This window comes from Colwellia sp. SU-HH01217 (genome assembly GCF_057543495.1).
The window spans coordinates 124,490-151,332 of record NZ_BAAJLX010000006.1 but is presented as its reverse complement, the minus strand read 5'-3'; the positions used below and the strand labels follow the sequence as shown (position 1 = coordinate 151,332).

General features: G+C 37.2%; 26 protein-coding genes. 13 read left to right on the top strand and 13 right to left on the bottom strand.

The window, feature by feature from the left end:
• Positions 1 to 59 precede the first annotated feature (59 nt).
• On the top strand, positions 60 to 2,177 hold the full coding sequence (locus AC27G3_RS09865) for a transporter substrate-binding domain-containing protein (RefSeq protein WP_487121110.1): 2,118 nt from the start codon (positions 60 to 62) through the stop codon (positions 2,175 to 2,177).
• Positions 2,178 to 2,310: 133 nt separating this feature from the next.
• Complete coding sequence (locus AC27G3_RS09860; RefSeq protein ID WP_487121108.1) at positions 2,311 to 2,781, top strand: c-type cytochrome; 471 nt, start codon at positions 2,311 to 2,313, stop codon at positions 2,779 to 2,781.
• A gap of 57 nt (positions 2,782 to 2,838) precedes the next feature.
• On the opposite strand, the gene AC27G3_RS09855 is transcribed toward AC27G3_RS09860, so the two are convergent.
• From AC27G3_RS09855 to AC27G3_RS09830, 6 genes are all read right to left on the bottom strand, one after another.
• A complete protein-coding gene (locus AC27G3_RS09855) occupies positions 2,839 to 3,534 on the bottom strand; it encodes a cytochrome b/b6 domain-containing protein (RefSeq protein ID WP_487121106.1) in 696 nt (231 codons plus the stop codon).
• 212 nt (positions 3,535 to 3,746) lie between these two features.
• A complete protein-coding gene (locus AC27G3_RS09850; protein WP_487121104.1) occupies positions 3,747 to 4,247 on the bottom strand; it encodes a thioredoxin family protein in 501 nt (166 codons plus the stop codon).
• A 45-nt stretch (positions 4,248 to 4,292) separates the two neighbouring features.
• The gene (tyrA, locus tag AC27G3_RS09845) at positions 4,293 to 5,438 is read right to left on the bottom strand and encodes a bifunctional chorismate mutase/prephenate dehydrogenase (protein ID WP_487121102.1); all 1,146 of its coding nucleotides are present in this window, start codon (positions 5,436 to 5,438) and stop codon (positions 4,293 to 4,295) included.
• A 40-nt stretch (positions 5,439 to 5,478) separates the two neighbouring features.
• Entirely contained in the window at positions 5,479 to 6,561 is a 1,083-nt protein-coding gene (locus tag AC27G3_RS09840) for a 3-deoxy-7-phosphoheptulonate synthase (RefSeq protein ID WP_487121101.1), read from the bottom strand.
• Positions 6,562 to 6,965: 404 nt separating this feature from the next.
• On the bottom strand, positions 6,966 to 8,912 hold the full coding sequence (acs, locus tag AC27G3_RS09835; protein ID WP_487121099.1) for an acetate--CoA ligase: 1,947 nt from the start codon (positions 8,910 to 8,912) through the stop codon (positions 6,966 to 6,968).
• 376 nt (positions 8,913 to 9,288) lie between these two features.
• Positions 9,289 to 10,155 carry a tetratricopeptide repeat protein gene (locus tag AC27G3_RS09830; RefSeq protein ID WP_487121097.1) on the bottom strand — a complete coding sequence of 289 codons (867 nt, stop codon included), beginning with the start codon at positions 10,153 to 10,155 and terminating at the stop codon, positions 9,289 to 9,291.
• A 162-nt stretch (positions 10,156 to 10,317) separates the two neighbouring features.
• Between AC27G3_RS09830 and AC27G3_RS09825 the strand changes: the two genes are divergently transcribed.
• From AC27G3_RS09825 to AC27G3_RS09795, 7 genes are all read left to right on the top strand, one after another.
• A complete protein-coding gene (locus tag AC27G3_RS09825; RefSeq protein WP_487121096.1) occupies positions 10,318 to 10,644 on the top strand; it encodes a hypothetical protein in 327 nt (108 codons plus the stop codon).
• Positions 10,645 to 10,720: 76 nt separating this feature from the next.
• Positions 10,721 to 12,304, top strand: a complete 1,584-nt coding sequence (locus AC27G3_RS09820; RefSeq protein ID WP_487121094.1) for a mechanosensitive ion channel family protein — start codon at positions 10,721 to 10,723, stop codon at positions 12,302 to 12,304.
• Positions 12,294 to 13,172, top strand: a complete 879-nt coding sequence (locus AC27G3_RS09815; RefSeq protein WP_487121092.1) for a hypothetical protein — start codon at positions 12,294 to 12,296, stop codon at positions 13,170 to 13,172. Before AC27G3_RS09820 ends, AC27G3_RS09815 begins: the two co-directional genes overlap by 11 nt.
• A 93-nt stretch (positions 13,173 to 13,265) precedes the next feature.
• Complete coding sequence (gene ettA, locus AC27G3_RS09810; protein ID WP_487121090.1) at positions 13,266 to 14,939, top strand: energy-dependent translational throttle protein EttA; 1,674 nt, start codon at positions 13,266 to 13,268, stop codon at positions 14,937 to 14,939.
• A gap of 134 nt (positions 14,940 to 15,073) precedes the next feature.
• Complete coding sequence (locus AC27G3_RS09805; protein ID WP_487121089.1) at positions 15,074 to 15,436, top strand: PilZ domain-containing protein; 363 nt, start codon at positions 15,074 to 15,076, stop codon at positions 15,434 to 15,436.
• 87 nt (positions 15,437 to 15,523) lie between these two features.
• A complete protein-coding gene (locus tag AC27G3_RS09800) occupies positions 15,524 to 16,024 on the top strand; it encodes a glycine cleavage system transcriptional repressor (RefSeq protein WP_487121087.1) in 501 nt (166 codons plus the stop codon).
• 353 nt (positions 16,025 to 16,377) lie between these two features.
• Positions 16,378 to 16,536 (top strand): hypothetical protein, encoded by a 159-nt coding sequence (locus AC27G3_RS09795; protein ID WP_487121085.1) that lies wholly within the window; start codon positions 16,378 to 16,380, stop codon positions 16,534 to 16,536.
• A 255-nt stretch (positions 16,537 to 16,791) separates the two neighbouring features.
• Here the strand turns inward: AC27G3_RS09795 and AC27G3_RS09790 are convergent, their stop codons facing one another.
• Positions 16,792 to 16,959, bottom strand: coding sequence for a hypothetical protein (locus AC27G3_RS09790; protein WP_487121083.1), 168 nt, complete (start codon positions 16,957 to 16,959; stop codon positions 16,792 to 16,794).
• A gap of 382 nt (positions 16,960 to 17,341) precedes the next feature.
• On the opposite strand from AC27G3_RS09790, the gene AC27G3_RS09785 reads away from it, so the two are divergent.
• Together AC27G3_RS09785 and AC27G3_RS09780 are read left to right on the top strand one after the other, a co-directional pair.
• The gene (locus tag AC27G3_RS09785; RefSeq protein ID WP_487121082.1) at positions 17,342 to 18,079 is read left to right on the top strand and encodes an SDR family NAD(P)-dependent oxidoreductase; all 738 of its coding nucleotides are present in this window, start codon (positions 17,342 to 17,344) and stop codon (positions 18,077 to 18,079) included.
• 5 nt (positions 18,080 to 18,084) lie between these two features.
• A complete protein-coding gene (locus AC27G3_RS09780; RefSeq protein WP_487121080.1) occupies positions 18,085 to 18,972 on the top strand; it encodes an amidohydrolase family protein in 888 nt (295 codons plus the stop codon).
• A gap of 7 nt (positions 18,973 to 18,979) precedes the next feature.
• Here AC27G3_RS09780 and AC27G3_RS09775 read toward each other — a convergent pair whose 3' ends face one another.
• Complete coding sequence (locus tag AC27G3_RS09775; RefSeq protein WP_487121078.1) at positions 18,980 to 20,155, bottom strand: mandelate racemase/muconate lactonizing enzyme family protein; 1,176 nt, start codon at positions 20,153 to 20,155, stop codon at positions 18,980 to 18,982.
• A gap of 67 nt (positions 20,156 to 20,222) precedes the next feature.
• Positions 20,223 to 20,993, bottom strand: a complete 771-nt coding sequence (locus AC27G3_RS09770) for a class II aldolase/adducin family protein (protein WP_487121076.1) — start codon at positions 20,991 to 20,993, stop codon at positions 20,223 to 20,225.
• Positions 20,994 to 21,185: 192 nt separating this feature from the next.
• Here AC27G3_RS09770 and AC27G3_RS09765 point away from each other — a divergent pair, with 192 nt between their 5' ends.
• Together AC27G3_RS09765 and phnW are read left to right on the top strand one after the other, a co-directional pair.
• Positions 21,186 to 21,956 carry an NRDE family protein gene (locus tag AC27G3_RS09765; protein ID WP_487121074.1) on the top strand — a complete coding sequence of 257 codons (771 nt, stop codon included), beginning with the start codon at positions 21,186 to 21,188 and terminating at the stop codon, positions 21,954 to 21,956.
• Between the two features lie 205 nt (positions 21,957 to 22,161).
• A complete protein-coding gene (gene phnW, locus AC27G3_RS09760; RefSeq protein ID WP_487121073.1) occupies positions 22,162 to 23,256 on the top strand; it encodes a 2-aminoethylphosphonate--pyruvate transaminase in 1,095 nt (364 codons plus the stop codon).
• A gap of 82 nt (positions 23,257 to 23,338) precedes the next feature.
• Here phnW and AC27G3_RS09755 read toward each other — a convergent pair whose 3' ends face one another.
• Genes AC27G3_RS09755 through phnX form a run of 4 tightly spaced genes read right to left on the bottom strand, consistent with a single transcriptional unit; the run spans position 23,339 to position 26,828 of the window.
• Positions 23,339 to 24,034 (bottom strand): UTRA domain-containing protein, encoded by a 696-nt coding sequence (locus tag AC27G3_RS09755; RefSeq protein WP_487121071.1) that lies wholly within the window; start codon positions 24,032 to 24,034, stop codon positions 23,339 to 23,341.
• Positions 24,035 to 24,070: 36 nt separating this feature from the next.
• The gene (locus AC27G3_RS09750) at positions 24,071 to 24,628 is read right to left on the bottom strand and encodes an HD domain-containing protein (RefSeq protein ID WP_487121069.1); all 558 of its coding nucleotides are present in this window, start codon (positions 24,626 to 24,628) and stop codon (positions 24,071 to 24,073) included.
• Entirely contained in the window at positions 24,628 to 26,022 is a 1,395-nt protein-coding gene (locus AC27G3_RS09745; RefSeq protein WP_487121067.1) for an FAD-dependent oxidoreductase, read from the bottom strand. Before AC27G3_RS09745 ends, AC27G3_RS09750 begins: the two co-directional genes overlap by 1 nt.
• Positions 26,019 to 26,828 carry a phosphonoacetaldehyde hydrolase gene (gene phnX, locus AC27G3_RS09740; RefSeq protein ID WP_487121065.1) on the bottom strand — a complete coding sequence of 270 codons (810 nt, stop codon included), beginning with the start codon at positions 26,826 to 26,828 and terminating at the stop codon, positions 26,019 to 26,021. The genes AC27G3_RS09745 and phnX overlap by 4 nt, the downstream gene beginning before the upstream one ends.
• Positions 26,829 to 26,843 lie beyond the last annotated feature (15 nt).

Here is a 26,843-nt window from a genome sequence, read left to right as displayed (position 1 = left end):
TCTTAAAACAAAATAGTTAAAGTGAGTAATAAAGCTTGAGCTATAACTAGGTAGAATAAATGTTAAAACAGTTTTTTCTGATCTTTGTCACACTCATCATATTATCGGGGTGTGAGCAAAGCCCTGATGCTAATCAAGTAGTCTCTGATGATGTTGCAGCGACAAAACAAAGTGCTGCGAATAATCAAAATAAAAGTGATAAGAGTCAGCCCAGCGTTAGAACATGGCAACAAATTAAAGATTCAGGTTATATTGTTGCGCTAAAGCTAGACAGAGAAAACGAAGCTGCCCTACCCCGTTCAGGTTCAACCAGTGATTACCATCGTCAATTATTTACACTTTTTGCTCAAGAGCATAACTTGGAAGTTAAGTGGCTAACCGTTAAAAACTTAAAAGAAATGTTTGAACAACTTGCCTTGTTCAATGCGGATATTATTCCACGCCACTTAACCATTACAAAAAAACGCCACGACCGATTCAGCTTTACCTACCCGCTCCTGAGAGATAAAGAAATACTGATCAGTCGGGTAGACACAAAAATACCGACCAATGAAGACTCAATTACTGTCACTTTACCTAAAGATTCATCTTATCAAGAAACTATTGAAGCACAATTTCCCCATTGGACTATAACTCCATTAAAACAAGCATTTAATTCTGAGGAGTTAGCTGATGAAATAGTTAAAGGTGAAATTAACTATAGTGTAATTGATGGCTTCGCATATGATGTATTAAAACAATACCGCGACGATATTAAAGCGACAATTGTTCTACCTAACGATATTGATTTAGCCTGGGCTGTCAATCTAAACAACCCTACCTTACTTCGAAAAATTAACAATTTCATCTCAGAATACCATGTTTTTAAAACAGCTGAGCCTAAGCGTAAATTTGACTTTAATACCTTAAAAAAGAAAAGGCTTCCACTGCGAGTGATCACACGAAATAGTCCTGAAACCTACTTTTTGTGGCGAGGAGAATTGCTCGGTTTTGAATTTGAATTAATGAGGCGATTCACCAGTTTACACAACCTAAAACTTGAAATGATTGTCGCTGAGTCGTACGACGAAATGTTGGCCATGCTAAAAGATGGTCGCGGAGATATGATCGCAGCAGGTTTATCACGAACACCTGAGCGCCTAGCTCAAATTAAAGAGCTAAAAATGCAAAGCAGTATTCGATATAACAGGGTATCCGAATTATTAGTTGTTCATATAGACAGCCCACCTATTAAAGCACTAGCGGATCTAAAAGATAGAACAATCACCGTACGTAAAACCAGTAGTTTTTGGCAAACCGCTCAGCATTTAGTAGAAAAGTATGGTGTTAAATTAATTGCCGCCGATGAAGAGTTGGCAACAGAATTACTCATTGGGCAAGTCGCCAATAAAGTCATCGACTTAACCATTGCCGACAGTAATTTGATCAATATTGAAAAAAATTTTAGAGACAATATTGTTACTCCTTTAACCTTAAATGAAGGTATTCCCTATGCTTATATTGCCAGAAACAATAACCCTCAATTGATGAACAACTTAAATGAATTTATTCGTAAGCATTACCGAAAAACTTTTTATAACGTGGTTAAAAACAAATACTTTAAAAACACCACTAACCAAAACAAATTAAGAGCATCACGCTTGCAACCCGGTTCAGCATTATCCCCTTATGATGAAATAGTAAAAAACAATGTCATAGAGTACCACTTTGATTGGCGTTTAATTGTTTCTCAAATTTACCAAGAAAGTCGCTTTGATCCACTAGCATCAAACCCGACGGGTGCTAAAGGGCTTATGCAAATGTTGCCACGTACAGCTAAAGAACTTGGCGTAACCAATTTAAACGAACCCGAGCAAGCGATTTCTTCGGGTATTAAATATCTGGACTGGACTCGCGATAGATTTTCAAAAAATTTACCCGTTCAAGAACAAATATTTTTCTCGTTGGCTTCTTATAATGCAGGTTTTGGCCATGTTAAAGATGCGCAACGACTAGCAAGACAGTTAGGGTTAAGGAATGATAAATGGTTTAATCATGTAGAAAAGGCTATGTTATTGCTGCAGAAGAAAAAATACTATCAAAAAGCAAGGTTTGGTTATGTTAGGGGAAGCGAGCCCGTTAATTATGTTAGAAATATTCACCAACGTTATTTAAGTTATATACGTATTACGCAATAAATATTGGAGTCTGTAATTTTCATTAAACAATAACGACTAGTCACCTATGCTAACTCTTGCGATTAAAAGAGAATCAAGTAGACTAACTCTAAAATAACAGTTGAATATAACTGAAAATCACTAAGGAATAATTATGAGTTTAATCAAATATAGTGCTGTAGCTTGTCTTGCTGCTTTTTCATTGTCTGCTTTTGCAGTAGAACCAGCAAAGTCACAAAAACACGCGGTTAAAGCAACTGAACTACGCCAATCAATTTTTTCTTTATTAGGCAGTAACATGGGCCCTTTAGGTGGCATGGCTAAAGGAAAGATTGCATTTGATGCAAAACGTATTGAAACAAACGCTTTACGAATTAACCAATTATCTTTAATGATTGCTGATTATAATCGCACGGATACATCAAAATTTGATGTAAAAACAGAAGCGTTAAATAAAATTTGGCAAGAGCAAGAAAACTTCTCAAAACGCATTGATGATTTAACAAAAGCATCAGCGCACTTACAACAAGTAGCCGCATCGGGTGATAAAGCCGCCATAAAAAAAGCAATTGGTGGTGTAGGGAAAACCTGTGGTGGCTGTCACGATGACTTTAAGAAAGACTAACACACCAACAATAATAAACGATTGATGTGTTATAGCTTGTTAGAATATTAACAAAGTCTAGTAATAATACTCTTCAAGCACTGGTGCATTTATTACCACTAACCAATAAATAAATGCGCCAACAAAAATTGCAAGTACAATGGCTAATACAAGTTTAGAGTGAGAGATACTATCTGCTTTACTCACTTGGTTAGCCGACTTCTTTCCGGTGATCATCGGTGAAACCAAGTTATTCTTTTTAACCTTGTAATAAAAAGCAATCGCCAGTAAATGAGCGACGATAGCAGCAATTAAGTAATCAAAAACATTGTGATGTAGAATCGACATTACTTTATCTACCTCATCGCTAACGCTACCGTAATAAGGGCCCGACGAAAAAATTTCATCATTCATAAACAAGCCACTTATTGCTTGAAGTAACACTAAAACAATCATCACCACAACCATTAAGCTTCCCAATGGATTGTGGCCAACACTTGGTTTTAATTCACTGTCATTAAAGTGCTTAATATAATTGATTAAACGGCTAAAAGAGGGAATAAAACTCGAAAATCTAGCATGTTTGGTACCAATAAAGCCCCAAACCACTCGAAATATAACTAAGCCTAAAATAAAATAGCCGAGTAACATATGATATTCAATTAAGTCATTATCTTGATCTGAAGTGTACCAAGCGCCGACAATTGCCATCGCAAAAAGCCAATGAAAAAGCCGTAAAGGTAAATCCCATATCAAGTACTGTTTAGTTGTCATTTATTGATCCAAAATTTAGCTGAAAATGCGTTTATTGAATTGGCTGATTATAATACGAACTCCCTGAGAAAGACATGCGCTTTGCGTAATCTTGTTATTGCGTTAAACATTTCGTTAAATATTACGTTTAACATTGAGGATAAAAATTAGCACAAAAAAAAGACCGAAACTTTCGGTCTTTTCATGCGCTTAACACGTTGTGATCTGACAATTTACTCAAGCATATTACTGATGTCATCGACTAAGCTGATTTTTGGTCTTTCGATTATACGACCTATTTCTTTCCCTGATAAAGAAACAACAAATGTAGGGGTGTACTTAACATTCGCACGTTTAGCTCTGCCTTCAGGTTCAGATTTTTGATAATCTAGTGCAATTAAGTTTAACTCAACGCTTGTATTAGCTGCTAAAGCTTTTAACAAGCGAGGTACTTCACGTTGACTGTCATGACACCAAGTACCAAAGTAAACATCAATTGTAAGCTGAGCTGGCCACTCTTTCATGCGTGCTGTTTGCTGTTGTGTGATATCAAAGCTCTGATACTCTTTAGAAAAAAGAGGGTATTGTGCTAACAAGGTGTCTGTTTCAACATCCCCTAATACATCATCAGCATTACTATTACTGCTGACACAACCCGTAACTAACATCAAAATAATGAGCATCATAGTTACAAATAACTTATTAATGCGCGCAGATAACATGTGTTCTTTCAAAACTAACTCCTGCTTAATATGAGTAATAACGCTAGTGCAAGCCGATTATTTTTTTAATTCATTCGCTTTTAATAACATGCCTTTGCTTTCAGCTAAGAAAATATCAGCGTAATCACCAAACCAGTGAGATACTTCATTAAACATATCAACAAATGCAGCCTTATTCCCTTGCTCCACATCTTCGAGCAAAGTCAGAAAACGATGAGCAAAGCGCTTCATCATAGCGACATTATCAGGATTAGCAAAAATAATATCTGAATAAAGTATCGGATCTTGGGCAAATAACCGACCAACCATTAATAGCTCTAAGCGATAAATAGGTGAACTCATATCTACTAACTGAGCAATATCAGCCCCTTCTGACATTAAATGATGTCCATAGGCAATGGTTGAAAAATGACGCATGACTTGCACCATCGCCATTGCTTTATCATGTTCTTGCGCACCTACAGAATAGATTTTTGCCCCCCAAACCTTAAACTGTTGCAGTAACCAGTTATATTGATCTGTAAGCCGACCATCACAAGCAATAATTGTTTGTTTTATTAACCCAGAAACATCAGGTCCAAACATAGGATGTAACCCCACTACAGGACCTTGATGCACTTCCATCATCGCCTTTAATGGAGATTCTTTAATACTTGTAACATCCGCTAAAATGCACGATTCAGGTAAGTTATTCAGTTTATTAATAATCGATTGTGTTAAACGGATAGGCACAGCAACAATAACGAGACTAGCTTGAGCAAATAGCTGCGCACTATTTTCCCAATCAGCCTCCTCAACAATAGCAACTTGGTATTGTGAACGTTGAAATAAATCAACAAATATTTGGCCTAGCTGTCCTTTACCGCCAATAACCACCACCTTGTTACAGTCTGGGTTCACACATTGATAACCACTGGCATCTTGACTGACATATGAGTCACGCATTAATCGACGTAAAACATCTTCAATTAAGTCGCCTGAAATGCCTGAATTAATCGCTTGTTGACGACGTTTACCAAATAAAGCTTTCTCACGAACTGGATCATAAATTGGCATGCCTACCTGACTTTTTAAATGCCCTACTTTTGCAGTGACACTCAAGCGTTTAGCAAGTAAGTCAACCAACTGGCTGTCTATATCGTCTATTTCATCACGTAAATTATTGAGCTTTTTTTCAAACTCAACAGGTTTTTCGTTTGTCATTTATCTTGAATCCACATTAATAACATAGGGTTGAAATAAGTTAGCCAATTCGCTCTACTAATTTGGTTGCTAACATTTCGTGAGCTTGAGCAAATAATTCAGTCGTCGTTGGTAAATCAATACAAGCATCAGTTACAGATACACCATAAGCCAACTCAGCTTGCGGTAAATCCGAACTTTGATTACCTGCATTAATGTGGCTTTCTAGCATAATACCAATAATTGACTTATTGCCTTCAAGTATTTGATTAAAAACATTTTTAGCTACTAAAGGTTGACGTTTGAAATCTTTATTAGAGTTACCATGGCTACAATCAACAACAATACTTGGCGTGATCCCTTGAGCAGATATCTCTTGTTCACACTCTGCAATATTAACAGAATCATAATTAGGCTGCTTCCCTCCACGTAAAATAACATGCCCATCTGGGTTACCCGACGTTTTAATTAATGCCACCTGCCCTTGTCGATTAATTCCCATAAAACGATGAGGTGATTCAGCAGATTGCATCGCGTTAATTGCTACGCCTAAACTACCATTAGTGCCATTTTTAAAACCTATTGGCATGGATAGTCCACTAGCCATTTCACGGTGAGTTTGTGATTCTGTAGTGCGTGCGCCAATGGCAGACCAACTGAATAGCTCAGCTAAATATTGTGGGCTAATTGGATCTAACGCTTCAGTTGCTAACGGTAGGTCTAACTCGGTTAAGTAAATTAATAACTCGCGTGCTTTTCTTAAACCACTCTCAACATCGAATGAACCGTCCATATCAGGATCATTAATCAACCCCTTCCAGCCTACTGTCGTTCTTGGTTTTTCAAAATAAACACGCATTACGATGTACATACTGTCTTGATATTGGTCATGCAGCTTTTTTAATTCTCGAGCATATTCTTTAGCAGCATCGATATCATGGACAGAACATGGACCGCTAATAACTAATAAACGCGGATCGCGTTTATGAATGATATCAGCAATAGTTTTTCGCGCATTAGTAACAAAATTGCGCCCACGTTGCGATAAAGTAATTTCAGCTCTCAATTGCTCAGGGGTGATCAATACTTGTTCAGAATTGATATGAATATTATTTAAGGTACTTCTAGGTTCAGCGATAGACATAATTTTTCCAGTAAAATGTGATGTAAATTAAGATTAAACGTTATTAATTGAGTGTAGATAAAACGGGTTAAGAAACAACTTAACCGTTGAGATGCTGCTAATTAGCAGTTAATAAATCGATAACTAAAACGATAACTAAAACGATAGTTAAATCGATTAATTAACCAATAAGTAAGGTTGGAGGTAAACAACATAATGTACAAATTCTCGTAGTTTTTAACATCACCAATCAAAAATAAAAACATGTAAACTTTTAATTACGCGACTTGTAAGGAATATACTACACATTAAAATCACTCAGGTATAGTGGGTACAGACAAAAAAAGCGCCAAAAGGCGCTTTTATTTTAACTGAGCTCGTTTTTTATACTAACGAGCGTTATCTTGCATCGAACATTGCTTTGTTTAACCGCCGTGAACAATTCGCTCTGCGATTAAGTTATCAACCACACTTGGGTCGGCTAAAGTCGATGTGTCACCTAAAGTATCGATATCGTTCTCAGCAATTTTGCGCAAAATACGACGCATTATTTTTCCTGAGCGAGTTTTAGGTAACCCCGGAGCCCACTGAATGTAGTCTGGTTTAGCAAAACGACCTAATTCTTTTGCAACAAACTCTTTTAATGTGCTATTTAGCTCGTCACTCTCACTCGTGCCTTGCATTAAGGTTACATAGCAATAAACACCTTGACCTTTAATCTCATGCGGATAACCAACTACCGCAGCCTCTGCTACCGCAGGGTGTAATACTAATGCGCTCTCAATTTCGGCTGTACCTAAACGATGTCCTGATACATTTAAAACATCATCCACTCGGCCAGTGATCCAGTAAAACCCATCTTCATCGCGTCTTGCACCATCACCTGTAAAGTAAGTACCAGGATATTGACTCAGGTAAGTTTGGTAAAAGCGATCATGATCGCCATAAACTGTTCGTAATTGTCCTGGCCAGCTACCTGTCATAACTAACAGCCCTTGATTTTCACCCGTTAACGTATTGCCATCTTTATCAAATAACGCGGGTTGAACACCAAAGAAAGGCTTACCTGCACAACCAGGCTTCATGCCCACAGCACCCGGTAGCGACGTTATCATAATACCGCCAGTTTCAGTTTGCCACCAAGTATCAACCACAGGACAATTGCTTTTACCTACCACCTGATAATACCAATTCCATGCTTCTGGATTGATTGGCTCGCCAACAGTACCTAACAAGCGCACTGATGATAAATCGGCTTTTTCAACGAGTTCGTCACCAATACTCATTAGTGCACGAATTGCCGTAGGCGCTGTATAAAAAATATTAACTTTATGTTTATCACACACTTGCCAAAAACGGCCTGCGTCTGGATATGTTGGTACACCTTCAAAAACTAGCGTGGTCGCGCCATTAGCTAATGGCCCATAAAAAATATAAGAATGGCCAGTAATCCAGCCGGCATCAGCAGTACACCAATAAATGTCGCCATCTTGATAATCGAATACATATTTATGTGTCATAGCGGCATATAAAATATAACCACCACAAGTGTGAACAACTCCTTTTGGCGTACCGGTTGAGCCTGAGGTATAAAGAATGAATAACGGATCCTCAGCATCCATCTCTTCTGGTTCGCAAACCGCTGGCATATTAGCTACAGCCGCCGCGTATTTAATATCAGTTTTATCATTATAATTAACATCACCGCCTGTGCGCTCTACTACCACAACGGTATGAACATTGTCACAATCAGCGATTGCCGCATCAACATTGGCTTTTAGAGGAATTTTTTTACCGCCGCGAAGACTCTCGTCAGCTGTAATAATAACTTGGCAATCGGCATCAACTACTCGAGAACGAATCGCCTCAGCAGAAAAACCACCAAAAACGACAGAATGAATAGCACCAATACGTGCACATGCTAGCATCGCATAACCGACTTCAGGGATCATCGGCATATAAATACAAACACGATCACCTTTTGTAACGCCACGATCTTTAAGTAAATTCGCAAAACGACACACATGATCATGCAACTCTTGATAAGTTACTGTGGCATCTTCACTAGGATCATCGCCTTCCCAAATAATGGCAGTATCGTTGGCTTTTGTCGCAAGATGGCGGTCAATACAGTTATAGCTTACGTTTAACTTACCGCCAGAAAACCATTTTACTTCTGACTCTTTAAAGTTAACTCGGCTTACTTCATCGAATGGTTTGGTCCAATCGATAAATTTTAAAGCTTGCTCACCCCAAAATTCATTAGGTTGTTCAATTGACTGTTGGTACATAGCATCATATGTCGCCGCATCAATATGAGTACGTGCTTTAGCTGAATCCAATACGGGATAAAACTTCTGTAATTCGCTCATCTTTTGTCCTTGAATATTTTTTAATATTTCATTTTAGTTAATTTTAGTTTAAAAAAGATTAATCACCTTAATACATTAAAATTCGCCCAAGAAAAGCCTAAATTGACCTTTAAAATGCATTAAGGTAATTACTCTATTTTTCTTTATGATTCACAGTTTACCTGTTTATTTTCGTTGATTGCACCCTACCTTAGTCTTATTGTTTTGTCGTTAATCTATACAATTTCACAACCAAATATTAAATAAAAATAGGAAAAATGGGTAAAACAAAAAATAACATAGCATTTAACACCGAGCATGACAACGCTGTCATTGGTTGTGTTATTTTATAATGCGCGATTATGCCAATTATGGTGTAACAAGTTGTAAACTACGTTTAAGGCGTTAACTTCACCCCTAAACTTCTTACTTTTACATTTACTCCAGAGTTAATTAAATTTTGATAAAAATCATAAAGATCACAGTATTCAACTTGTTTGCACACAATGTCATACTTTAAAATTGCGGGCTTATAACTTTGCAAAGCCGCTTGGTTAAACCAGTACAAAGCACGCTCTAAGTCTTTTTCAACATATTGACCATTTACGTACATTTCAGCCAAATTCAACTGGCCTTGAGGGTAACCAAGTTCAGCAGAACGGCTAAAATTTTCAAATGCGAATTCAGCATGTGTCTCTAAATTTTTTTCGTGCAAAAAAGCAAGGCCAACATTGTTTTCTCTTTTACCGGCAACAAATAGCTTGCTTTGGTAGACATACTTGTCAGGCTTAACCGTATTACCAAATAATCGACCTTGGACCGGTCTCTTTGCCATATAAATTGCCCCCGAGTCATACATAGCGTTTAACTGTTTTAAGGTAAAGTCGTAGCGTCTTGGTTGAAAATAATCCTTATATCGTAAATGACCAAACCGAAAACTATCCTCTATCATATTTTGGTTGTAATAAAAAAAGTCACTATAAAGCAAAGTAATAACATCGCCTGTTATATCTACGACTTGAGCAACACGATATTTTTCTTTAGGTCGTAAATTTTCACTGAATAGCCGAAAATCTAGAAAGTAGAAGTCATCTATTTTAGGTGCAGCAAGATACTGCTCAGTTAAAACGGAATGTTGGTGTATTTTAGTAAACCACTGCCAAGCAATAACACTAATGATTATTAAAAACAACAAGACATAAATGACTTTATTAAAAAGTTTGTACATTAGCACTTGGGTATAACTTGCAGTGTGTTCCATCATGTTTCTACTTAAGTAGTGGTTGTTTAATAACGGCAATCCATCAATATTTAATATAAAAGATATCAGTTAACTTTCATTAACCCCATAGAATTTTTACTATTTTATCTTTGATCTTATATATAATGCCTTACAATATAACCAAACACTCGATAAGGGATAGCTATGTTTAAACTTATATTAATTACTGCTTTGTTATTGTCGCCAACTGTTATCGCCAAAGAACTCAGCGATAAAAGGTTAAAACAACAGGTGTTGTTAGATCAACAATGTGAAAAAGACCGTCAAAAAGCACTCGCTCCAAGAAAAAAAGAAATCTACCAAGAGTGCTTAACTAAATTTAAAAAAAGTAAAAGTGTCTGTAAAGATGAAGCTGCCGCCTACAATGGTAACCGTATCAATGGCGCTCCTATGTTTTATGAAAAACCATCGTGCGAGAAAGCCTTTAATTACAGAAAAGAATCAGAAAAGATTATGGAAGACAAACTTTAACCTGTTTGATTTCATAAACGATTAGATAACTTTATTGGCTGAGTTTCATTAAACATACGCTAACGCAGGATAAACAATGCACATATTTAGGTTACCCAAGGCAAAATCGACACAATTTTTACCATTATTTTTTACCAACTTTTGTGTGGGTCATTTTATCTTAATTGCCATAATTTCTTGTGCAGTATCTTTTAAAAGCAATGCCACAACACCTTCAAATTATCATGCATCTACAACGCAAAACCCTGAAATTGAGTTAAATGAATTAAAGTTTGCTTTAATGCCATTAACAAAAGGTGAAGTAGAGATTGAATTAAATGCATGGCTAGTGCTATTAAAAAATAAAGCGATGATTGTCAGCGAAGCAGAGATTTTAGTCAGTCAAAAGAAAAAAAGTATCCTTGCCGCGAAAGAGATCTCTGAATTAAGTGCCGAAAGTGCAAAGCTGTTAAAAACTAACCAATCAAATGCGAAAGCAAAAGCTAAATTGAACGAAGATCTCGAAGCACTCAAAAGTTCAGCAAAAAAACTGCAACACGAGCAAGCAAAACAAGTCGTAGAAAAAACACCAAAAGATACCGAAAACTTAACTATTCTTGCTGAAAAAGCAACTGATTACAGTGAAAATCTACAAGAAAGACGTAACTTATTAATTGAGAACTTAACCTTATTACGCAGTGATAAAAATGATGTCCTTGAACGATTTAACATCGTACTTGAAAGCTGGGAAAAAAAAGGCGGAGACAGTGAAGAATTGCACCTTTACGCCGCCGCACTGTCGGGTACAAATGTTGACTTAACTGATGGAAATGCCGCATGGTTAACAATGAAAAGTTGGTTAGTTTCACAAGACGGTGGCGTACATTGGTTAACAAACTTTATTAAATTTTTTATTTCATTATTTGTGGTTTACTTGCTGTCACGTACAGCTAAAAATCTAACTGCTGCAGCGTTATCCCGAAATAAAAAAGCCTCTACCTTGTTAAAAAAGTTCATTCAAGTATCAGTTCGAAGAACGGTGCTTATTATTGGTTTTCTTGTCTCACTTACTTTTATTGAAATAAATGTTGCTCCTGTCCTTGCCTTAATTGGTGCAGCTGGTTTAGTGGTAGGTTTGGCACTGCAAAGCACGCTGAGTAACTTTGCTAGCGGCATGCTTATTCTTATTTATCGACCATTTGATGTAGGTGATATAGTTGAAATAGAAGGCATTACCGGCACCGTTCATTCAATGACTTTACTTTCAACGTCTATTAGAACATTTGATAATCAGCATATTGTTGTCCCTAATAATAGTGTTTGGGGAAAAGCCATTATCAATGTAACAGGTAGCCAAACCCGCCGAGTAGATTTAGTGTTTGGTATCGGTTATCGAGATGACATGGCAAAAGCTGAGGCTATTATGAAAGAAATTTTAGACAATCATGAATTAGTGCTTGATGAACCAGAATCCATGGTAAAAGTAAATGAACTTGGCGAATCTTCGGTGAACTTTGTATGTCGACCTTGGGTAAAAACCGCCGACTATTTTACTGTGTATTGGGATATTACTCGTCAAGTTAAAGAGGCATTCGATAACCATGGAATATCCATTCCATTTCCACAACGTGACATTCATGTTCACCAAGTTGAACAGGCTAATTTGATTGATGATAAATAGCCGATATTTATTGCGAGTAACGGCTAAACTTTATTTGTTTAGCCTTTTAACTGTATTAGGGTATGCAAGTGTTATTGCAAACAATGTTTATGCTAACACTACACCTATCGAGCCTGTGCATTACGCCTATGCAAACTATTTAGGTAGCGGTATTTATAAAACCACGGGCCAAGATGTTACATTAATTAATTTACCTTTCTCATATCAATTAGGGCAAGAAGGTCAAACCACGTACGGCCTTCGCTTACCATTATCCGTTGGCTTTTTCGACTTCTCTTATCAGGATTTACCCGAGCTAGACTTTCCTTCAAGTGTTGGCACTATTACCTTCACACCTGGGATAGAGTTTTCGCAACAAGTTACTGACGATTTAGTGCTCGAAACTTATTTAGATTTTGGCTATGCAAAAAACTTAACAGCCGATAGAGACGTTACTGTTCACTCTGCGGGTATTTCTAGTCTTTATTACTTTAACCTAAACCAATTCGACAGTATTTGGGCTAATCGAATTTATTATGCAGGTTATCAAGGTAATAGTGTTGATGTTAGTGACCAATATGCGGCAATTCAAACAGGAATAGATATTGGCTTTCCTGTTCGTTACCAACTTTTGGGTTATCGATTTCAACCAAGAGCATTTACCAGTCTATTTTGGTACTTTAACGAGGCTAAGTTTGATTTACCCTTAACAAAATTAGCCAGCTCAAAACAGGAAGTTACCTTAACTAATAGTGCCGAAATAGGCTTTACTCTAAAGTTTGATAAGCGCATAGGTTACTCTTGGGCAGGTATTGATCGTATAGGACTTAGTTACCGCTACAGTAAAAATATAAATGTATTTCGTTTATTATTTAGCTTTCCTATTTAACCTGACTAACTATTTCAGCTTTGCCATTGCCTAACCAAGCCAAAGTAACCTAAAATACCAAGCATTCTTATTATTAAGTTATTGGACTATTTCATGGCATTGCCAGACAAATTTATTTTTTCGATGAATCGGGTGAGCAAAGTTGTTCCACCTAAACGCACTATTTTAAAAGACATTTCACTTTCATTTTTCCCCGGCGCTAAAATTGGTGTTTTAGGTCTTAATGGTTCAGGTAAATCTACCCTACTTCGTATTATGGCGGGTCTTGATACTGAGTTTGAAGGTGAAGCAAGTGCATTAGCAGGAACTCAAATTGGTTATTTACCACAAGAGCCTGTACTTGATGAAGAAAAAACCGTTCGTGAAATAGTTGAAGAAGCAGTATCTACCGTTAAGAATGCGTTAAAACGTCTTGATGAAGTGTATAACGAATATGCCGCAGAAGATGCTGATTTTGACGCGCTTGCCAAAGAGCAAGGTGAACTAGAAGATATTATTAATAGTCAAGACGGCCATAATATCGATAACGTACTCGAACGAGCTGCCGATGCATTACGCCTTCCACCTTGGGATCAACCAGTAAAAGTATTAAGTGGTGGTGAACGTCGTCGTGTCGCCTTATGTCGGTTATTATTACAAAAACCTGATATGTTATTGTTAGATGAACCAACTAACCATTTAGATGCAGAATCAGTCGCATGGCTAGAGCGCTTCCTTCATGATTACTCAGGAACCGTTGTGGCAATTACCCATGATAGGTATTTCTTAGATAATGTCGCTGGTTGGATTCTTGAGCTAGACAGAGGTTACGGTATCCCTTGGGAAGGCAACTACTCATCTTGGTTAGAACAAAAAGATGCACGTTTAGAACAAGAAAGTAAAAGTGAGTCAGCATTACAGAAAACCATTAAACAAGAACTTGAATGGGTGCGTTCAAACCCTAAAGCCAGACAGTCTAAAAGCAAAGCTCGGATGGCACGCTTTGAAGAACTTAACGCACAAGATCATCAAAAACGTAATGAAACCAATGAACTTTATATTCCACCAGGGCCGCGTCTAGGTGACAAAGTTTTAGATGTTAATAACTTAACGAAATCCTTTGGTGACAGAGTACTTATTGATGACTTGAGCTTTAGCATTCCTAAAGGGGCTATTGTAGGTATTATCGGTCCAAATGGTGCAGGTAAATCGACACTGTTTAAAATAATGTCAGGTGCCGAACAACCCGATTCTGGCGATGTTACGCTAGGAGATACTGTTAAACTGGCCAGTGTTGATCAATTTCGAGATGATATGGATAACAGTAAAACCGTTTATCAAGAAATCTCTCAAGGCCACGATATTTTACAAATTGGTACCTTTGAAATTCCGAGCCGTGCTTATGTAAGTCGCTTTAACTTTAAAGGCAATGACCAGCAAAAGATCATTGGCGACTTATCAGGTGGTGAACGTAACCGTGTGCATTTAGCTAAATTGGTACAAACCGGTGGTAACTTATTGCTGCTTGATGAACCTACCAACGATTTAGATGTAGAAACTTTACGTGCCCTTGAAGAAGCTTTATTAGAGTTCCCTGGTTGTGCCATGGTTATTTCACATGATCGCTGGTTCTTAGATCGCATCGCGACTCACATTTTAGATTACCGTGATGAAGGTAAGATTAACTTCTACGAAGGCAACTTTACCGATTATGAAGAATGGCTCAAGAAAACCTTAGGCCCAGCTGCGGTAGAGCCTCATCGCATTAAATACAAAAAAATCAACTAACTAGAATAAGTTTAAAATTAGTTAGAATAAAAATAAAAACATTAAATAAAGGCAACTAATATATATTTTAGGTGCCTTTTTTTTAAACTAAGGCTATGCTAAAAGAACCTTCTTCTTAACATGTACTAGTTTAAATGGAAAATAGACGTCAGTTCACTCGCATATTGTTCTCAATTCAAGCGACATTAGAGGTTGAAGAGCAAACCTACCCTGTTTCGATTCATGATATTTCACTTAATGGAGCATTAGTTACTTCTACAGGAAGTGAACACTCACTTAAAGGGAAATTTGGTACACTTAGTTTTGACTTAAGTGATGATGCATCACAAGTTACTATGCATATTGCTGTTGTGCACGAAGGCGAAGACGAAACAGGTCTACAATGTAATGCTATTGATATTGATAGTGTCACCCATTTAAAACGATTAGTAGAATTAAATTTAGGAGACGAAAACCAGCTCAATAAAGAACTTTATCAGTTAAGCAGTCATTCTTAACCTTTTATACATTCACTTAAACGTTCACCATTTATATTCTTAACGAGTATATTTACTACTTTTGATACAATTTTCTAAGGAATTTATATGAATCATATTGTACTTTCATTTATAGGTCAGGATAAAGCAGGCTTAGTTAATACTCTTTCGCATACCATTAAAACTCATCATGGCAACTGGCAAACTAGTAGCATGCATCATTTATCAGGCTTTTTTGCTGGCACTATCGAAATTGCCGTAGAAGAAAGTAATTTAACCCCTTTGGTTAATGCTCTTAACGATATTGACGATTTAAACTGTCAAATTGAAGTGGCTCACGCACAAAGTGAAAAGCATGAAGCCAATTTAGTATTAGAACTCACAGCGAATGATCGCTCTGGCATAGTACAAGATATTTCATCTGTTATTCATCAACAAGGTGGGAATTTAATCAAGCTTGTTAGTACACAAGACAGCGCGCCTTACAGTGGACAATTAATGTTTAAAGCCAAAGCCCAAGTTTCTGTACTTAGCAGCCATATTGATGACTTGGTTGGTGCAATAGAAAATATTGCTGATGATATTATGGTGGACATCTCTCGAGATTAACCACTAAAAATTCAACCCCCTCGTAACAAAATAAGTATCTGCTCTCTTAGCAGATACTTCCTTATAAAAGACAGCCTCACCAAAACAATTAATATCAGGTCATTTTCATTAAGTTGCTGATCTTGTTGTGTACAAAAAATATTTCAGAACAAGCGCAAGATTGAGCAATAACTTAATGAAGTTCGTATTACCACTTCTAAGGACTGCATTTCATATCGTTTACAAAGCACAAAAGGAGATAAATCTTTACAGTTTGTTTATTTGGTTATTAATTTAATTCAGACTCTGTTTGGTGTTCTGCTATTTTCTGCATAAGCTTAAAGTGTCTTAAATTGAAATGTTAGGAGTACTTTATGGCTGATAGCAACACGTCAATTAACTTAACAGAACAACAGGCTAACAATGTTTATCAAGCACATGAAAGCAGCATTGAACAGCAACTTACCGACGCAAATAAAGAAATAGAGGAGCTAAAATTAGCATTAGCTTGGCTTGAGCGGCCCTACGAATAGCTAACCCTTTTTAATATAATACCATTTTCATTAAGTTTATGGTTTTGTTGTTCACAGGAGTAGTATTTCAGAGCAAGCCGCTAGCTTGACCAATCTCTAGCTATTGAAATTAAGAGCAACGCCGCTTTGAGGAATTTTAACCAATACAAGTAAAATAACTTAATGAAATTAGTATAACTTCAATGCCAACAAAAAAGGCTAACCGATATAGTTTAGCCTTTTTCAATCGTACAAAAATACAGTATGAGGCAGTAATTATGCCTGATAGACCCAAGCTAAAAACTGCTTTGAGTCAATCACATTATTAAACGTAAATAATTGTGATCCTTGTTGATCTTTAACAACGACATTAAGTTTGTTAACGGATATTGATTGTACAGGTGAGTTAACAACTAACTCAGCCCCTTTGTATGTATAAGACATAATATAACTCTTTAAAATTTGCGCCAAACGCATGAATAAATAAAGCTAAATTATTGGGAACAAACGATTAAGAATTGAAACTCACAAGATAAATACGAACATTGAATTCGATGATCAGGCAATAATTAAGCTTAAACTTTGGTGATGACTGACTGTGAAATGGAAAGACAAACACAGATTACCTACTAAGATAATCAGTTAGATAAACGAGAGGAGAATATATAACGGCGCCATCATAATGCTAATCGCTTAGTAAGTAAACAATATTATTAAAATAAAATTCAACTGCACCTCAAATGCCTTTACAATAAGCTGATTAAAATTGCATATCGCCTTTTTAATAGAGCTTGCACAAAAACACTTTATCTAACACGAGATTAATATGAGTCTTAACCAAAAGAAAACATGCATTGTTACCGGTGGAAGTTCTGGTATTGGGTTGTCTATTGTTCAACTGTTTTTAGCAAACAATTACCGTGTATTTAACCTTGATTTACACCCGTGTGAGTTTGGCGAATATCGACAATGTGACATCACAAATTCAGATCAAGTATCTAATATCATTCGTGACATTGCCGATACAGGATCAATTGATGTGTTAGTTTCAAATGCCGGCATTCACTTTTCAGCCACCATTGAAAACACTAGTGAAGCCGAATTAGATAAGGTGTTTGCAATCAATGTTAAAGGGGCATTTTCAGCGATTAAATCAGTACTACCTAGCATGAAAGCCAATAACAATGGGGCAATCATTCTCGTATCATCTGATCAAGCGCTAATTGGTAAACAAAACTCTTTTGCTTATAATTTAAGTAAAACAGCCCTCGCCTCAATGGCAAAAACTACAGCGCTTGATTATGCCCAATATAACATTCGTGCAAATGCGGTGTGCCCTGGCACAATTGAAACACCGTTATACCACAAAGCAATTGATAATTATTGCGCAAAGTCAGGTGCTGATAAAGCGCGTATACATCAAGAAGAGTCCCAACTGCAACCTTTAGGGCGATTAGGCCAACCTGAAGAAGTCGCTGAACTTATATTGTTTCTTGCGAGTGATAAAGCTAAATTTATTACCGGTAGTTTACAAGTCATAGACGGCGGTTATACGGCGCAATAACAGCTATGAGTAAAATTATTGATCCACATCTTCATCTGTTTGATTTACTTCAAGGGGATTATCATTGGCTAAAAAAAGAAAACCCGCCGTTTTGGTCAGATAAACACCTAATTAATCATAACTTTACTGAAAAGGACTTACACCTTAACGAATATAGTCAGTTAGCTGGATTTGTCCATATTGAAGCAGGTTTTGATAATATAAAACCTTGGCGCGAAATTGCGTGGTTAGAAGCAACCTGTCAATTGCCTTTTAAAACCGTTGCTAGTATCGATTTAACTCTAAGACCTGAGCTGTTTATTCAGCAAATTGAACACTTGCTCAGTTACACTTCTGTTGTTGGCTGCCGACATATCTTAGATGACGAAGCATGTAAGCTACTTGCACAAGTAAATGTTCAAACTAACTTAGCCCATTTAGCCCTTAAAAAGTTGAGCTTTGATCTTCAGATGTCACTTTCTGATTCTTCAGCACTCTCATTGTTAACAAACATTATCAAGCAGTGCCCCCATTTAAAGCTAATTATTAACCATGCTGGTTGGCCTCCCTATTTTGAAGGCGAGCATGAACAAGAAGTTATTTGGCAAAAATGGTTATCGGGCTTATTAAGCTTAAGTAAATTCTCTCAATGCGCCATAAAATGCTCGGGCTGGGAAATGGTCAATAGGCAGTATTCAAATAAATGGCAGCAGCGCATTATTAAACAGTGCGTGCATGCTTTTGGTGATCAAAGAGTGATGTTCGCCAGTAATTTTCCATTAACATTATTTAATAAAACGTATAGTGAACTCTGGCAAAATGATTATCAGCTGAACGACTTTTATACTGAGCAGCAATTAACGGCATTTACTTATCAAAATGCCGTTAATTGGTATAAGTTAGCCGTGAATTAGCGTTACCTTATTTTATCGTCACATTGGGTGAACGTTTCACCACGTCATCATTTAACTCAATACCAATACCTGGTACTTCTGTTACTTTAAATATGCCATTAGTCGGTTGCGGATCTTGAAGACAAAGTTCACGGTTCCAGTCTTTAGTGGCGTAAGTGTGATGTTCATGTATTAAAAAGTTAGGAATAGCTGTTTCTAAATGCAGTGATGCCGCTGTAGCAACAGGTCCACCACAAACATGAGCTTGAATGCGAATATCGTAAACATCAGCATAATCACACACTTTTTTCGCTTCAGTAAAGCCGCCACATAAACCTATATCAGGCTGCAAAACATCAATACTTTGATCTTCAAAATAAGGTCGAACATCCCAACGATGGTATAAACGTTCACCACCAGCGATTGGCACATTGACATTATCCGACACTTTCTTATGTACCGCAGCATTTAAGTAGTTTACCGGCTCTTCGTACATCATACAGCCAACTTCTTCGACAATTTTACCCATTTGAATTGCTGACGCTGCGCCCATTAATGAATGTGATTCAAAAATAATATCAACATCATCACCAACAGCATCACGAATAGCGCGCAGTCTATTACCAAATAAACGCATTTGCGGTTGGGTAAATAATTTAGTGCGATCAAAAGAAGAACTGCCGTCTTGGTTATAAACTATTGGATCGACTTTTACCGCATCATAACCTTGTGCAACCGCTTTTAATGCAGCTTGAGCATACTCCTCAGGCTCGATTAACTTACTGACTGTTGTATCCCAATCAAACTGTAATTGACTAGCATAGGTGCGTAACTCTTCATTAACCTTACCGCCAAGTAATTGATAAACCGGCACGCCTAGTGCCTTTCCTTTTATATCCCAAAGTGCAGTATCAATTGCGCTCATCGCTGAATATAAAACAGGTCCGCCACCTAATCCCCAAAAGCTTTCTCGGAGCATTCTTGTCCATAACAATTCAGTATTAAACGGATTAAAACCTATGAGTACTGCTTCTGTAATTTCTTTTAACATTGCTGCTGCAGCACTATGTCCCCAATCGTAAGCGAGCCCTGCTTCACCTACCCCACTTATTCCTTCATCAGTATGAACACGAATAAAAACTGGGTTCCAACCTGGGCGCTTAGGGCATTCAATATCAAAAATTTCTACGTGGGTAACTTTCATTTTTATACCTTAAATAATTTTTTGTAATTCAAAAGCTTCAATGGCTTATTTGCCAAATATTGTTATTTTACTGATCAAAACCAGGGCAATCTCGATACACTTTTCTCATCATTGCAGGCCAAGCTTTTTGTCCGCCAGTAAGTCCTGAATGAACAATATTAGCTTGGGCTTTAATGCCATCAACAATACTTTGGTCAACATAAATCGGTTGCATCCCCGTCGACATTACTTGCAGTTGTACTTGACAGGCGCGTATTAAATCGTACATATGCATAAATGCATCACCAATCGTTCTGCCCATTGTCATCGCGCCATGATTGCGTAACAACATAAAGTTAGCATTACCTAGATCTTTTTGAAGTCTCAGCTTTTCTTCATGATTCACCGCTAAACCTTCATAGTCGTGATAACTTAACGAAGCTAAAGCAAACATCGAATATTGACTTAAAGGCAACAATCCTTCTTCAAGACTAGCAATGGCAATCGTTTCGTTAGTGTGAACATGCAGTGCACACTGATCCTCATGACGCGCTTCGTGAACTGCACTATGAATGGTAAACCCTGCAGGATTAATTTCGAATGGGCAGTCTTCGTCAACAATATTACCGTCAATATCAATTTTTACTAAATTAGACGCAGTAACTTCATCAAAACTTAAGCCAAAAGCATTAATTAAAAGGTGCTCTGAATTAGGGATACGAGCGGAGATATGAGTATGAATCAGATCATCCCAGCCATGCATAACAAATAAACGATAACAAGCCGCTAATTCTACTCTTGTTTGCCATTCATCCGCAGACACTTTGCCTTTAAGATTTACAGTTGGCAGCTCAAACATTTGTATTCCTTATTGTTAAGTTAAAACTAGTTGAAAGCTAACTTAAAATTAACGTGATAATAAAAGTATGACTAAATTTTACCTGAGGTTACCTTTGCAATAAAGAAAGAGTTACCATAAGTTATACTCTTATCAACAATCTATTGCGTTAACCTTTACTGTTAACTGTCAAAAAAAGCCAACTTAATTCTTATGTGCATTTTATTTTTTGCTCTTGATCAACACCCCGACTATCCCGTTATTATTTGTGCGAACCGAGATGAGTTTCATCAACGCCCGACTAAAGCGATGCACTTTTGGGATTCACCAAATATTTTAGCAGGAAAAGATTTAGTGGCAGGGGGTACTTGGCTGGGCTTAACACCACAAGGGCGATTTTCAGCATTGACAAATTACAGACAACCTACAGAGTTTGATACTAAGAAAAAATCCCGCGGTGAGTTAGTAATACAGTCTTTATTGAAAACTGATCAAGAGGTTAACCTACTTCTTAGCGAAAACTCAACTCACTACAATGGCTTTAACTTAGTGTATGGCCAACTCGACAATTTACATTATTTCGATAGTGTGAATAAGCAATGTAAAAAATTACCGAGTGGTGTTCACAGTTTATCTAATGGCGCACTTGACGATATTTGGCCAAAGATGGCAGTTGGGCAAAGTAAATTAACGTCTTTTATTACTAGTCACTCAAAAAGTAATCCAAAGCTCGTTACTGATAATTTATTCAACTTGATGAAAGATACTCAGCAAGCCTCTAAAGAAGAGCTTCCAAATACAGGAATATCATCACAGTGGGAAAAACTCCTTAGTGCTATTTTTATTATCTCCCCAGAATACGGCACTCGAACTACGACAATTATTATGCAAAATAAACAGGGAGAGATTACTGTTGAGGATCGAAGTTATAACACTTTAGGTCGATGCTCATTACAACAAAGCTTTACCTTAAAAGTCCGATAAAAATACTATTTATATCTACTATTACCATTATATCCTTATCTTCAAAAATTTTCTTTTACTGTTAATTACAGAAAACTCTTAACCAAAACAATCAACAAGTTTCAAAAAAATCATGACAGTTTTATGAAGAATTGTTTTAGCTATTGTGGCATTCAAATAGTCAACCTACAATCTGGTCTAGACCAACAAAACTAAGGTATACAAAATGAATCATTACAAACTACTTACCCCTGGCCCTTTAACAACCTCACCAACAGTCAAACAAGCAATGATGACAGACTGGTGTACATGGGATGATGATTATAATATTGAAATAGTGCAAAATATTCGCACTCAACTCACTAAACTAGCAACCCAGCATTCAGGATACACAAGTGTTTTAATGCAAGGCAGTGGTACTGCTTCAGTTGAATCAGTTCTTGGTAGTGCACTTAAAAGCACAGATAAAATTCTTGTAATAGATAATGGCGCCTATGGACAACGCATGGTGCAAATTTGCCAAATGTTAAATATTGAGCACAGCGTACTTAAATATAAAGAAACTGAGCAACCAAGTGGTAAAGATATCAGTGATATTCTAGCTAGAGATTCTACTATTACACACTTAGCTATGGTTCACTGCGAAACCACCACAGGCATGATCAACCCTTTAGAAGAAGTTGCTAGCATTTGCCAGCAAGCAAACATTGTATTTATTCTTGATGCTATGTCTAGTTTTGGCGGGATAGAATTTGATATAGGTGATTTAAACATTGGTTATATGATCAGCTCAGCTAATAAGTGTATCCAAGGAGTCCCAGGCTTTGGTTTCATTATTGCTAAAGAACCCCTGCTTGAACAATGCCAGGGGCAAGCCAAATCACTTAGCTTAGATCTTTATGATCAATGGCACACTATGGAAGTACATCAAGGTAAATGGCGCTTTACCTCACCGACACATGTGGTACGAGCTTTTGCACAAGCGTTAACCGAACTGGAACAAGAAAAAGGCATTTCAGCAAGAGCAAAACGCTATGCTGACAATCAATCTTTACTTGTTCAAGGTATGAGTGAATTAGGGTTTACGGCACTATTAGATAGGCCCTTACAATCGACAATTATTACTGCTTTTCATTCACCAACTGTAGGAAACTATAACTTTAAAGAATTTTATCAAGCACTTAAAGGCAAAGGGTTTGTAATTTATCCTGGCAAAGTATCGGATGCTGATTGTTTTCGCATAGGTAATATTGGCGAAATATATCCAAAAGACATACAAGAATTGTTAAATGCGATAGCCGACAGCCGTTATTGGTTGTAAATACAACATTATGAATCACTCTTTATTAATAAAGAGTGATTTTACATAAATAAGGTATTGAAAAAGCGCTTAAATAGTCGAATTAGTGACTTTCAACTTCGATTTCTATGGCACCATGGATCCAATATTCTACATTATAATCAATCAATGTTTTGTGCTGGCAAAAACGTTTCCGGATAATCTTTAAACAAGGAGCTCCTGCATTTAAATTAAGCAGTTCAGCTTTATCATCAGGTAATGCGGTGATATGAATACTGCTTTGTTCAGATTCAATAGTGATATTAAAATGTTGAGAAAACAACGTTGTAATAGAGCCAGTTAAATCTTGTTCATTAAGCATAGGAAATAACTTTTGCTGACAATAAATTTCCTCCAACATAACGGGCCTTTCATTTAAAAATCTTAATCGGTATATTTGCCAATAATTCTGTTGATTTGTTTCTTTAAATGCCTGAGAAATGACAGGTTCTGTTATTCCATGCTTAACACTTATCAATTGAGTTTTAGGCTCAAAACCTTGCTCTTTGGCTAATTGATAATAATTGACTTTTTTTACCGGATTCCAATGTAACCGAGCAGGACTAACAAACCAGCCTTTTCTATTTTGCCGGTATATTAATCCTTCTGTTTCTAGCCGAAATAACGCTTCTCTTACGGTAATCCGGCTCGAGTGAAATTTATCCAATAACTGTCGCTCAGAAGGGAGCTTTACATGTTGTTTCCTGTCATTGATAAGCGTTGCTATGTATTGCTTTATTTGTTGATATAAAAGCATCATCGGCTCCCTCAGTTTTTTATAATTTTAAAATAAGTCTTATTTACGCTTCATTCCGCTTACAAGGTAGAAAGCTTCAACGCGTTTAAGCCAACTATCAATATCATCTGTCAAGATATAAGTTGGTTTGCCTAAGTCGTCATACTTTCTCAATTGAATAGCATCGTTAAAATAATCATTACTTTCAAAAGCAGCCGCTTCACTTTCAGTCATACTTCCTCCTTGTTGACTTAACGTCGCGAAGCTCGCAGACGAGAGTTTATTATGGCTTCGTTGTAAATATCGTTTTGCACAAACATGATACCTGATAGGCTGCGTAACGCTATCAGGAAAACCATGTTTATCTAACCAGTTTGCCGCAATTTCACTATGATTAGGGTGGCCAAACTCGGTAAAACCTTGAACGTTACTCTCATCTGCTAAAAAATGACCAATATCATGCAAAAAACTCGCGACAACAATTGCTTGTGATGCATTATCTGAACGTGCGTTTTCCCCTGTGCTAATAGCATGCATTAATTGTGTACAGTTTTCACCGTAATATTTACCACCAAATCGTTGAAATAATTGACAAATCTCGTTAATTACTGTTGGCATTATTTATCTGCCTTTCCTACAGACATGGCAAGTTTTGACAATTGCTTGTCAAACCAATAACCAGACTGTTCATTATCTTCCATCGCTTCTTTTCTTAGAATACTTCGACGAATAATTTTAGCGCCTAATGTTCTAAATGGCTCTATAGGAAAAACTCCCCGACAGCCTTGTGCCATGCCAGAGCGAGACCATTCGTTATCTTGCTCTAGAACTAAAGAGGCTAAAATTTCTCCTCCTAAATAACTTTGCACTACGCCATTACCAGAGTATCCAAGACCATAGCAAACGTTACTTTGCCCCTCTAGTCGACCAAAAAATGGTACGCCCGTAACTGAACGATCGGAAGCGCCTGTCCAACTACGTTCGAAACTAGGTACTAATGAAGGGAAAAACTGGTCAAAAGAGTGCTTTAACATTGCTCGATAGTTACTTGGACGATCAAATGCCTCCAACATCCTATTACCATAAGCAAATAAATTTCCGCCCTTACCTAGCATTAAACGTCCGTCAGGAGTACTACGATAGTAATGCACGAAAAGTCGTGAATCTGCCACAGCCATACCATGATTAAAATTAATTTCAGATAATTGCTCAGGCATAGCTTTAGTAATAAGCATATCCGAAGAAACTAAAACAATACTTCGGCTAAAAGGTTTAAACGCTTTTGCCATCCAGGCATTCATAGCTAACACTAATCGTGGCGCATGCACTTCGCCTTTTGGCGTGATCACTTTTACAGTTTTGCCATAATTAATACTGTTCATCGGAGTATTTTCAAATATTCTCACTCCCAGTTGTTGTGCAACACGAGCTAAACCACGCACTAGCTTAGCAGGCTGTAGAGTACCAGCCGCTGCACTATAAATACCTTGTAGATGTTGCGAAGAACCAGAGCATTGTTGAACAAACTTTTGATCTTTAACTTGCCAGCGATTGATGCCTGCCTCCTTCAAAGCATCTAAAGGACTTAGAAGCGTACTTTGTTGAGCAGTGTTCGTTGCTGTATATAAAGCACCATCGAGCCTAATTTCAGCGTCAATACTATATTTTCGGCAAAAATCAGCGATGTCGAATACCGCTTTTTCTGACGCTTGCACTAATCGCACAGCTTCATTTTTTCCGAATAAACTAGCTAACGTATTATATTTAGTAGATAAAGTAAGCATACATCCACCATTACGCCCAGATGCCCCTTGCCCACACAAACCTTTGTCTATAATAACAACATCTTTTTCAGGTGACTGCTGTTTGATTTTTATCGCTGTCCATAACCCTGTATAGCCACCACCCACGATACAGACATCAGCTAACGTTTTCCCTGTTAGTTTATTCAATGGACGACTATTTTCTTGCGCTAGTGCTTGCTCAAACCAAAAAGGTTGCTCGACGCTCAAGGACGTTCACCTCGCGCAATTTTCGCCATTATATTTTGAATGACCGGCAAGGCATCAGCTAATGAGTCAACAACATAATGTGCACCACTTGAGAATAGTTCAGCATAAGCAGTGTTCTTCAATTTCTCTTGCTCTTCTTTTGTTAGTGCGCGCCACTCATTGTCAGTTAAACCTACCGCATTACCTGTTAATGCAAGACCAATTGTCCACATACCTGCAGTTAAGCCTTCAGCAATACCCGGTGCAGAATCATCAAATTTTATACAATGAGCTACATCCTTTATTCCCATTTCAATTACATTTTGTAATGCCATCCAAGGACCCGGACGCGATCCAGCTCTTAAATCATCACTCGCTACATAACAGTCAGGTTGATAACCTAGTTTAGCTGCAGCAGGTACTAAGACCTCCATCACTTCCCTTGGGTAACCAGAACATGAACCAATTTTTATATTTTGTCCTCTTAGCCAATCGATAATAGGTAAAACACCATCAATGGGTTGCGCATACTCAGCAACTTTAGCTTTTTGTAAAGGCATAAAAGCACGGTATATTTCATCCACAGTTTCATCTGTCATAGGCTTGCCAAATTGTTCAGTCCAACGTTGATTAACAGCAGGTAATTGTCCAAGAGTTTTTATATGATCCCATTTTCCCATTCCCATAGGTACGCGAACTTCTGCTAAGGTGACATCAAAATCAAAAGCTTGTTTAAATGCCTCTACAAAAATACGTGTCGGTGCTACCGAACCAAAATCAACAACCGTACCAGCCCAATCAAAAATTACCGCTTCAAGTTTGTTCATAATATTTCCTAGTTT

Excerpts from the sequence above, each read along its gene's own strand:
- AC27G3_RS09865 (WP_487121110.1), top strand. The coding sequence starts at position 60 with ATGTTAAAACAGTTTTTTCTGATCTTTGTCACACTCATCATATTATCG.
- AC27G3_RS09860 (WP_487121108.1), top strand. The coding sequence starts at position 2,311 with ATGAGTTTAATCAAATATAGTGCTGTAGCTTGTCTTGCTGCTTTTTCA.
- AC27G3_RS09855 (WP_487121106.1), bottom strand. The coding sequence starts at position 3,534 with ATGACAACTAAACAGTACTTGATATGGGATTTACCTTTACGGCTTTTT.
- tyrA (WP_487121102.1), bottom strand. The coding sequence starts at position 5,438 with ATGACAAACGAAAAACCTGTTGAGTTTGAAAAAAAGCTCAATAATTTA.
- AC27G3_RS09840 (WP_487121101.1), bottom strand. The coding sequence starts at position 6,561 with ATGTCTATCGCTGAACCTAGAAGTACCTTAAATAATATTCATATCAAT.
- acs (WP_487121099.1), bottom strand. The coding sequence starts at position 8,912 with ATGAGCGAATTACAGAAGTTTTATCCCGTATTGGATTCAGCTAAAGCA.
- AC27G3_RS09830 (WP_487121097.1), bottom strand. The coding sequence starts at position 10,155 with ATGATGGAACACACTGCAAGTTATACCCAAGTGCTAATGTACAAACTT.
- AC27G3_RS09825 (WP_487121096.1), top strand. The coding sequence starts at position 10,318 with ATGTTTAAACTTATATTAATTACTGCTTTGTTATTGTCGCCAACTGTT.
- AC27G3_RS09820 (WP_487121094.1), top strand. The coding sequence starts at position 10,721 with ATGCACATATTTAGGTTACCCAAGGCAAAATCGACACAATTTTTACCA.
- AC27G3_RS09815 (WP_487121092.1), top strand. The coding sequence starts at position 12,294 with ATGATAAATAGCCGATATTTATTGCGAGTAACGGCTAAACTTTATTTG.
- ettA (WP_487121090.1), top strand. The coding sequence starts at position 13,266 with ATGGCATTGCCAGACAAATTTATTTTTTCGATGAATCGGGTGAGCAAA.
- AC27G3_RS09805 (WP_487121089.1), top strand. The coding sequence starts at position 15,074 with ATGGAAAATAGACGTCAGTTCACTCGCATATTGTTCTCAATTCAAGCG.
- AC27G3_RS09800 (WP_487121087.1), top strand. The coding sequence starts at position 15,524 with ATGAATCATATTGTACTTTCATTTATAGGTCAGGATAAAGCAGGCTTA.
- AC27G3_RS09795 (WP_487121085.1), top strand. The coding sequence starts at position 16,378 with ATGGCTGATAGCAACACGTCAATTAACTTAACAGAACAACAGGCTAAC.
- AC27G3_RS09790 (WP_487121083.1), bottom strand. The coding sequence starts at position 16,959 with ATGTCTTATACATACAAAGGGGCTGAGTTAGTTGTTAACTCACCTGTA.
- AC27G3_RS09785 (WP_487121082.1), top strand. The coding sequence starts at position 17,342 with ATGAGTCTTAACCAAAAGAAAACATGCATTGTTACCGGTGGAAGTTCT.
- AC27G3_RS09780 (WP_487121080.1), top strand. The coding sequence starts at position 18,085 with ATGAGTAAAATTATTGATCCACATCTTCATCTGTTTGATTTACTTCAA.
- AC27G3_RS09775 (WP_487121078.1), bottom strand. The coding sequence starts at position 20,155 with ATGAAAGTTACCCACGTAGAAATTTTTGATATTGAATGCCCTAAGCGC.
- AC27G3_RS09770 (WP_487121076.1), bottom strand. The coding sequence starts at position 20,993 with ATGTTTGAGCTGCCAACTGTAAATCTTAAAGGCAAAGTGTCTGCGGAT.
- AC27G3_RS09765 (WP_487121074.1), top strand. The coding sequence starts at position 21,186 with ATGTGCATTTTATTTTTTGCTCTTGATCAACACCCCGACTATCCCGTT.
- phnW (WP_487121073.1), top strand. The coding sequence starts at position 22,162 with ATGAATCATTACAAACTACTTACCCCTGGCCCTTTAACAACCTCACCA.
- AC27G3_RS09755 (WP_487121071.1), bottom strand. The coding sequence starts at position 24,034 with ATGATGCTTTTATATCAACAAATAAAGCAATACATAGCAACGCTTATC.
- AC27G3_RS09750 (WP_487121069.1), bottom strand. The coding sequence starts at position 24,628 with ATGCCAACAGTAATTAACGAGATTTGTCAATTATTTCAACGATTTGGT.
- phnX (WP_487121065.1), bottom strand. The coding sequence starts at position 26,828 with ATGAACAAACTTGAAGCGGTAATTTTTGATTGGGCTGGTACGGTTGTT.